The sequence below is a fragment of the Caballeronia glathei genome (assembly GCF_000698595.1).
In the GTDB taxonomy this organism is placed as follows: domain Bacteria; phylum Pseudomonadota; class Gammaproteobacteria; order Burkholderiales; family Burkholderiaceae; genus Caballeronia; species Caballeronia glathei.
Map to the genome: position 1 here is coordinate 126215 of NZ_JFHC01000011.1, position 8756 is coordinate 134970.

The following is an 8756-nucleotide window of genomic DNA, read 5'->3' on the forward strand; positions in this document are numbered from 1 at the left end:
GTTCGTGGCGCATCCGTGCTGCCCCATGGCGGGCAGCACGAGAACGCTCACTTCACCGCCGCAAGCTCCTCCTCTTCCATGTGGCCCGCGAGCGGCACGACCCCCGACGGCCCCATCGCATGCGGCTGGAGCAGCAACGCGACGAGCCCGCTCCATCCCGTCTGATGCGACGCGCCGACGCCGCGCCCGTTGTCGCCGTGGAAATACTCATGGAACAGGATCAGGTCGCGTGAACGCGGATCGGCCTGAAGCAGCGGATAGGCCGCCATCACCGGACGCTCGCTGTTCTCGTCGAGCAGGAAGAGCGTCGTCACGCGGCGCGAGAGTTCATCGGCGATCTCGGCAAGCGAGAGCTTCTGTCCCGACCCGGTCGGATACTCGACGCGAAAGTCGTCGCCGTAATAGCGATGAAACTCGTAGATCGACTCGATCAGCAGATAGTTGACCGGCATCCACACCGGCCCGCGCCAGTTCGAATTGCCGCCGAAGACGCGCGAATTCGACTCGCCCGGCAGATAGCGCACGGAAAAGCTGTCGCCGTTGTGCGTGAACACGAACGGCTCGTCGCTATGCACGCGCGACAGCGCCCGCACGCCGTGATCGGACAGGAACTCGGATTCGTCGAGCATGCGCTTCAGAAGCGCCTTCATGCGGTGCCCGCGCAAGAGCGAAAGCAAAAGGCTGTTGCCCTTGCCGGGCTGGTTCCAGCGCGAGACGAGCCGCGCGAGGTCCGGCCGGTGCTCCAGAAACCACACGAGCCGCTCGCGCAGGCCGGGCAGATCGCCGTGCACGCTCTGCTCCAGCACGTGCACCGCAAAGAGCGGAATCAGCCCGACGATCGAGCGGATGCGCATCGGCACGCTCGTGCCGTCGGGCAGGCGCAGCTTGTCGTAGAAGAACTCGTCCGGGGTGTCCCAGAGGCCGGTGTCGCAGCCGTCCTCGCAACTGACGGCCTCGGCGATGTACAGGAAGTGCTCGAAGAACTTCACGGCGATATCGACGAACACCTTGTTCGCGTACGCCAGTTCCAGCGCGATGCGCATCAGGTCGAGCGCGTAGGCGGCCATCCAGGCGGTGCCGTCGGCCTGATCGATGTGGCCGCCGGTCGGCAGCGCCGACGAGCGGTCGAAGATGCCGACGTTGTCGAGCCCGAGAAAGCCGCCCTGGAAGATGTTGCGGCCGTCCGCGTCCTTCCTGTTCACCCACCACGAGAAGTTGAGCAGCAGCTTGTGGAACACAAGCTCCAGAAAGTCGCGGTCGCCCTTGCCGGTGATCGCGCGGTCGATCTCGTAGACGCGCCATGTCGCCCACGCGTGCACCGGCGGATTGGCGTCGCCGAGGGCCCACTCGTAGGCGGGCAGCTGGCCGTTCGGATGCTGGTAGCGGTCCTTCACCAGCAAGAGCAGCTGGCGCTTCGCGAAGGCGGGATCGATCAGCGCGAAGGCCGCCGCATGAAACGCGAGATCCCAGGACGCGTACCACGGGTATTCCCACTTGTCCGGCATCGAGACGATGTCCGCGTTGCACAGGTGCCGCCAGTCGGAATTGCGGCCGTGGCGGCGGCCCTTCGGCGGCTTCGGCTGCGCCGGGTCGCCGTCCATCCAGCGCGTGACGTCGAACTGGTAGTACTGCTTCGACCACAGCATGCCCGCGAGCGCCTGGCGCTGCACGAGCCGCTTGTCCGCGTCCGTGATGTCCTGCTGCAGCGCCGCGTAGAACGCATCGGTTTCCGCGATGCGCCGCGCGAAAAGCGCGTCGGCGTCGAGCGGCACCGGGTCGGGCGCCGATTCCGGACGCCAGCGCATCATGATGACCGCGCGCCCGTGCGCCTCCATGTCGAGATGCGCGCGGGCGGCCGCGCGCGTGCCCGCGTCGCGGCGCACGGCCGTGGCGTCGCCGTTCAGGACGTAGTCGTTGAAGCCGTCCTTGAACGGTCCGGCGCCGTCCATGCCGAACAGGCGCCTCACGTTGGTTTCGTTCTCGCAGAAGATCCACTCGACGGGCGCATTCGCCGACCACGCCGTGATCACCATCGGCTCGTGCCCGTGGTGGCGCGCGACGACATGCGCGTCGCCGCGCGTCGATTCCGCCATCAGCGACGGCTTGTTCGACAGCGCCTTCCACGACCACGTGTTGCGCGCCCAGATCTGCGGCAGCACGTCGAGCGCGGCCGGGTGCTCCCCGCGATTCTCGATGGTCACGCGCATCACGATGTCGTCGGCGGTGTGCTTCGCGTATTCGACCATCACGTCGAAATAGCGGTTGTCGTCGAAGATTCCGGTGTCGAGAATCTCGTATTCCGGCAGATCCGGCCCGCGCCGCGCGTTTTCCTCGACGAGATCCGAGTACGGAAACGCGCCGTGCGGATACTTGTAGAGCATGCGCATGTAGGAATGCGTCGGCGTGCCGTCGAGGTAGAAGTACAGCTCCTTCACGTCCTCGCCGTGGTTGCCTTCCTGGTTCGTCAGGCCGAAGAGGCGTTCCTTGATGATCGGGTCGGCGCCGTTCCAGAGCGCGAGTGACACGCACCAGTTGAGCTTGTCGTCGCCGAAACCGGCGAGGCCGTCCTCGCCCCAGCGATACGCCCGGCTGCGCGCATGGTCGTGCGGGAAATAATCCCAGGCGGTGCCGTGCTCGCTGTAATCCTCGCGAACGGTGCCCCACTGCCGTTCGCTGAGATACGGCCCCCAGCGCTGCCAGCGGGCGCATTCGCTGGAATGGAGCCGGGCACCTTCGATGGTTTCGAGCAGATTGGTGGCGCGCAGGGGCGGCATGGATGTCTCCTCGTCGTTTGACCTTCGGTCTTTCCAGCGGCTGCAAAGACTGACAATTTAGCGCGTTTTGCGGGCGGACGCCTTCGACCCCGCGCCGGGCCGGCATCCCGGCGAGGGCTCCGGCCCCCGCGGCACCACGCCGACACCGCTACGGCAGCGCGCCGCCGTCCCCGCCGATCAGCTTCTCCACGCGCAACAGCTCCCCCAGCGACCAGGCCTGGCAAGGCGTGCCGCCCGGCGTGTGCGGCGCGTCGCCGTCGGCGACTTCGCAGATGTGATCCAGCCCGCCGTGATCGAGATGCGCGTACAGCGGCGCGAGAAACCGCTCGCGCACGCCTTCGGGGCCATGCACGCGCAGCCACGCTTCGACGAACGGCCCGAGCAGCCACGGCCAGACCGTGCCCTGGTGATAGGCGCCGTCGCGCTCGATCAGGCCGCCGGCGTAGCGCCCCCGGTAAGCGGGGTCGGAAGGCGCGAGCGAGCGCAGGCCGAGCGGCGTCAGCAGATGCGCCTCGACCTGCGCGAGCACCGCGCGGGCGGCGTCCCCCTCGACGAGCGCAAACGGCAGCCCGCCCACCGCGAAAATCTGGTTCGGCCGGATCGAGCGGTCGATCTGGCCCGGCTCGTGATCCACGTCGACGATATCGGCGAGCCCGCCCGTCTCGCCGTCGATGAACCGTTGCGCGAATGCCTGCCGGGCGCGCGCGAGCGGCACCGCCCAGCGCGGATTCCAGTCGAGCGCGATGGCAAGCGCGTTGATCCACAGCGCCTGAACCTCCACCGGCTTGCCGATGCGCGGCGTCACCACCCAGTCGCCGACTTTCGCGTCCATCCACGTCAGTTGCACGCCCGGCACGCCCGCGCGCAGCAATCCGTCGCCGTCGGCCGCGATGTTGAAACGCGTGCCGCGCGAATAGCCGTCGAGAATCGCATCGACCGCGTGCTGCAGGCGGCTCTTCGTCACGGCAAGCGCGTGGCCGGTCGCCAGATAGTCGTGCACGGCGACGGCGAACCACAGGGACGCATCGACGGAGTTGTATTCCGGCAAGCCGCCGTTATCCGGAAACCGGTTCGGCAGCATGCCTTCCGACAGCGTGTCGGCCCATTCCAGCAGGATCGACTCGGCTTCCTCATGCCGCCCAGCCGCGATCAGGAGACCGCGCATCGCGATGAACGTGTCACGGCCCCAGTCGGCGAACCACGGAAAGCCCGCGACGATCGTGCGGCCCTCCCTGCGCGAGACGACATAGGCGTCGGCGGAGCGCGCGAGCCGCGAGCCGAGCGCCGCGCGGCGCGCGCGCTCGGCCGCCGCGAGACTGGCGGCGCGCACCTTCGCCGGCGCATGTGCGCGCGCAGGCGCCGGTTCCTCCGGGCCGAAGGACGCGGCGCTCAGGATCATCACCGCACAGCCGGCCGCGAGATCGAAGGAAAAGACGCCGGGCGTCGCCAGGTCTTCGGTGTAATCGAGGCCGCGCTCGCGTTCGCGCGCGAAGCAGAAGTTGCGATACCAGTCGGGCGCGTGCGTGTAGGCGCCGTTCGTCGACGCGACGACCGGCGGCAGGCTCCCGTACGGCTGCCAGCTGACGCGAGCGCCGTCCACATGAGCGTCGAAGTTGAACGCCGGGTTCTCGTGATGCAGCGCGTGATAGTTGCGGCCCGACAGCAGCGGGCGCACGCAGAGCGTGCCGGGAAGCGTGGTCTCGCCCTCGAAGCGCCAGCGCAGCACGGTCTCGCGTGTCTCCTTCGCAACGAACACTTCGGCCGCCAGCACCGCCCGCTCGCCGATCCGCCAGCGCCACGTCGGCCACGGGGACGTATCGAAGGACAGCAGGCCGGCCGACGCATCGGGAAACCGCACGTCGGGCGCATAGCTTTGCATGGTGAGCGGAAAGTGCCCGCCGCTCGCGTCGAGCCACGCCTCGATGCCGTTCACCAGCACGACGCGCCCCGCCGGCGGCTGCGTCGCGGTGAGGAGGAGCGCGTGATAGCGCCGCGTGCGCATCGTGCCGACTGTGCCCGACGCGAAACCGCCGAAGCCGTCCGCTTCGAGCCATTCGTCTTCCAGGCGCGCCCGCCCGACAGGCTGTTCGATGCGCGTCATGAGCCGCGCTTGCGCCGGAAATCGGCGAGATTCCTGCGCGCCTCTTTGCGAAGCGCCTTCTGCACGAGCGGCGTCGCGCCGAAGAGCCAGCCCTTCAGCCCGAGCGCCTGCCGGCTCCAGCGCCACAGGTCGAAGCTGTCGGTGTGTTCGACGATCAGGCCGTCGCGGATGGCGAACCGCGAGCGGATATCGTTGACGACCGTGCGGCCCGTCGGCGTGAAGCGGTAGGTCGCGACCGAGGCCGCGCTGGCGGTCTGCCCGCTCGTCCGGATGTTGCCGTAGGTCAGCGAGAAATCGGCGGCGCGCGCGAGCAGCATGCGCCACATGTCGGCTGCCTCGCCGCCGTGCAGGGTGCCGAACACCGGGTCCTGGAAGCGGATGTCGTGCGCGTAGCAAGCCGCCATCCCCTCGGCGTCGAGGGCCTGAAACGAGCGATAGAAGCGCTCGATCAGTTCGGCATTCGGATTGGCCATGTCGGCAATCTCACGAAAGTGGACCGGGTCCTGCTGCGGCGGCGCACCGCCCCGCACCGCCGAAAGCGGCCCGGCAAGGCTCATGCAGCCAGCAGCGACACCGCGTGGATCAGCAGTCCGACCGCACCGCCGACCAGCGTGCCGTTCACGCGGATGAACTGCAGATCGCGCCCGATGTTCAGCTCGACGTCGCGCACGAGGGTCGCGTCGTCCCATTGCCTGACGGTCGTCGCGATATGTTTGGCGATGCCTTCCCGCAGCTCCGGCGCGAGCGCCTTCAGCGCGTCGCGCATGTGTTCGTTGATCGAGTCGCGCAGGGCCGGATCGCTGCCGAGCGCCTGCGCGAACGTCGCGGCCACGCTGACCACCTTCGCGTGCAGCGTCGAATCGTCGCGCATCAGGTCGGTGCGCAGCCACGCGGTGAACTCGTCCCAGAGCCCGCTTACGTACGCCCGCAACTCCGGCCGCTCGAGCCATTGCCGCTTGTGCTCGTCGATGCGCGCCTTGAACGCCGGATCGGACTTCAGGCGCTCGACGAACCCTTCGACCGTGCGGTCGAACGCCTTGCGGCGCTCGTGCTCCGGGTCGCTGCTGATGTCGTGCAGCCACTTGTTGGCGCCGCGCACGAGGCCCGCCGCGAACTTGTTGCCGAGTTCCTCGGCGTTCAGCCCGATGAAACCCAGGGCGCCGACGAGTTTGGGATACTCCTCGCCCGCCACTTCGACGATCTTGTCCGCGAGCATCTGCTGCACTTCGCCGCGGTCGAGCCATTGCGCGAGTTCCCGCAGCCCTTCGTCGAGCAGCAACTGATGGCGCTGGTCCGCGGTCAGCGTGGACAGCAGGCCGCCCACCGCGCCGGGCAGGTCGAACTTGTCGGCGCGGCGGCGCAGCGCGTCGTAGAGCATCGTCTTGATGCGCGCATCGTCGATGAAGTTTAGTAGCTGGCTGGCCGCCGTTACCGCCTTTCTGCCGAGCAATTCCGCATTTTTGGGCTCGGCGAGCCACATCGAGAGGCGGCTCGCCGGGTCGAACGCGTTGACGCGGTCGACGAGCGCCTCGGTGCCGAGGAACCGGTCGCGCACAAACGCGGCGAGGTTGTCGGCGACGCGCGCCTTGTTCGCCGGCAGGATCGCCGTGTGGGGGACCGGCACGCCGAGCGGGTGGCGGAACAGCGCGACGACCGCGAACCAGTCGGCGAGCGCGCCGACCATCGCCGCTTCGGCGAACGCGGACACCCACGCCCACGCGCCGGCGTCGTGCTGGCTCTTCGCGAGCGCGAACAGGCCTCCTGCCCCGACGAGCAAGGCCGCCGCGAACCATTTCATTCTTTTCAGCGCTAGTGCTTTGTCCTGCGTATCCATCTTCGGTTCTGGTCTGGTCCTGATTGTTGAGTTCGCAAGCATACACGGGCGGGAGAGGTCGCTGGCGCTCGTGCTTGGGTCGCTGGCGCTTGGGGTGCTTACGTCGCTGGCGCTTGGGTCTGGTGCTTTTTTGAACCGTTTGATGCGCTTGTGCTTCTATGAAATTTGTATTGGCTTTGGTTTATAAGCTTCGCCCCTGTGCGGGGTGGCAGTCACTTTCTTTGCTGCTGCAAAGAAAGTAACCAAAGAAAGCAGCTTTTCAGTCATACAGTGTTAGGACGTGACCACGCTTGATTTCCTCTGAGTGGCCCGACCGTGGGAGTGTCCACCTCTGTACTTCACCCAGATAGGTACGCAGACCAACTGTGTCATCGCACCCTTGAACGGAGTGACAAGGCAGTCATTCCTCCGTCCTCGCTTCGCTCCGACGCCCGGCACGCCACAACCGATCGCTTCGCTCCTTTGCGCGCAACAGAGCGCTTCGTCGCTGCCGCCTGCGTCGAGGGCGACTCGCCATCTCGCGGCGCACGCCTCACACCCTGCAAACCTGTCGTCGGGCACGCAGTGCCCAGACGGATGAATGACTGCCTTACCACTCCGTTTAACGGCACGACGACACAGTGGGTCCGCGTACCTATCGGCTCAACGAACAGAGGGCGACACTCCTACGGTCGAGCCACTCAGAAAGACTCAATGCGATTCCCTCCTAACACCGCTTGCCCCATAGCTGCTTCTTTGGTTACTTTCTTTGCAGCAGCAAAGAAAGTGACTGCCGCCCCGCACAGGGGCGAAGCTAATAAACCAATATCAAAGCAAGTTTCATAGGAGCGCAAGCGCATCAGACGGTTCAACAAACAACCGCCCAACCCAAGCGCCAGCGACCGACCCGGGGCGAAGCTAACAGCCCAATATCAAAGCAAGTTTCATGGAAGCCGAAGCGCATCAGACGGTTTAAGAAACCCCGACCCCCACCCCAACCCCAAGCGCCAGCACCACCCCTCGTGCGAGAACCGGCCGCAGCGCCGCACCGGTATGACTGCGGGCATTACGCGCAAGCGTCTCCGGGTCCGCCGCAGCGACGATCGCTCCCCCGTTCACCCCGCCTTCCGGCCCCAGGTCGATCACCCAGTCGGCTTCCGCGATCACATCGAGATCGTGCTCGATCACAACCACGCTGTGCCCGCCGTCCACCAGGCGATGCAGCACGCGAATCAGCTTCGCGACGTCCGCCATGTGCAGGCCGACCGTCGGCTCGTCGAGCACGTAGAGCGTGTGCGGCACCTTCTGGCCGCGCCGCGCGACGTCGTCGCGGACCTTCGATAGCTCCGTGACGAGCTTGATGCGCTGCGCCTCGCCGCCGGAGAGCGTCGGCGACGGCTGGCCAAGCGTCAGATAGCCGAGCCCGACGTCCTTCATCAGCTGCAGCGGATGCGCGATGCTCGGCATCGCGCCGAAGAACTCGACGGCCTCGTCGATTTCCATCGTCAGCACTTCGCCGATGTTCTTGCCGCGCCACGTCACGGCGAGCGTCTCCGGGTTGAAGCGCTGGCCGTGGCAGACGTCGCACGGCACTTTCACGTCCGGCAGGAAGCTCATCGCGATGGTGCGCACGCCCTGGCCCTCGCAGGCCGGGCAGCGGCCGTCGCCGGTGTTGAACGAGAAGCGCGACGGCGTGTAGCCGCGCGCGCGGGCTTCGAGGGTGTCGGCGAAAAGCTTGCGGATGGTGTCCCACATGCCGATGTAGGTCGCCGGGCACGAGCGCGGCGTCTTGCCGATCGGCGTCTGATCGACTTCCAGCACGCGGTCGATCGATTCCCAGCCGCTCACGCCCGCACAGCCCTGCCAGTTGTGCGCGACGCTGAACTTCGGGCGCGGCGCCTCGCGCGACAGCACGCTCGCGCGATTGCGCGCCGGGGCGTCGGCCTGGGCGGCTTTTCGCGCGCGGCGCGTCGCCGGCGACGACAGCACCGAGCGGCCCACCGCGTCGAGCAGGTTGGTCATCAGGACGTCGCGTGCAAGCGTCGACTTGCCGGAGCCGGACACGCCC

At 67.2% G+C, this 8756-nt stretch carries 5 protein-coding genes and 1 pseudogene; all 6 read right to left on the bottom strand.

Features of this window, described 5'->3' with window-relative positions:
- Nucleotides 1-47: 47 nt before the first annotated feature.
- On the bottom strand, nt 48-2774 hold the full coding sequence (locus BG61_RS10440) for an MGH1-like glycoside hydrolase domain-containing protein (RefSeq protein WP_035929721.1): 2727 nt from the start codon (nt 2772-2774) through the stop codon (nt 48-50).
- A 148-nt stretch (nt 2775-2922) separates the two neighbouring features.
- Nucleotides 2923-4875 (bottom strand): amylo-alpha-1,6-glucosidase, encoded by a 1953-nt coding sequence (locus BG61_RS10445; RefSeq protein WP_035929718.1) that lies wholly within the window; start codon nt 4873-4875, stop codon nt 2923-2925.
- Nucleotides 4872-5348 carry a nuclear transport factor 2 family protein gene (locus tag BG61_RS10450; RefSeq protein WP_035930041.1) on the bottom strand — a complete coding sequence of 159 codons (477 nt, stop codon included), beginning with the start codon at nt 5346-5348 and terminating at the stop codon, nt 4872-4874. The genes BG61_RS10445 and BG61_RS10450 overlap by 4 nt, the downstream gene beginning before the upstream one ends.
- Before the next feature lie 80 nt (nt 5349-5428).
- Nucleotides 5429-6673, bottom strand: a complete 1245-nt coding sequence (locus tag BG61_RS10455) for a DUF445 domain-containing protein (protein ID WP_063740970.1) — start codon at nt 6671-6673, stop codon at nt 5429-5431.
- Between the two features lie 716 nt (nt 6674-7389).
- Nucleotides 7390-7560: a hypothetical protein gene (locus tag BG61_RS42765; RefSeq protein ID WP_161783669.1), complete on the bottom strand. Its 171-nt coding sequence runs from the start codon at nt 7558-7560 to the stop codon at nt 7390-7392.
- A gap of 100 nt (nt 7561-7660) precedes the next feature.
- A pseudogene (locus tag BG61_RS10460) lies at nt 7661-8756 on the bottom strand (excinuclease ABC subunit UvrA); the annotation flags it as partial.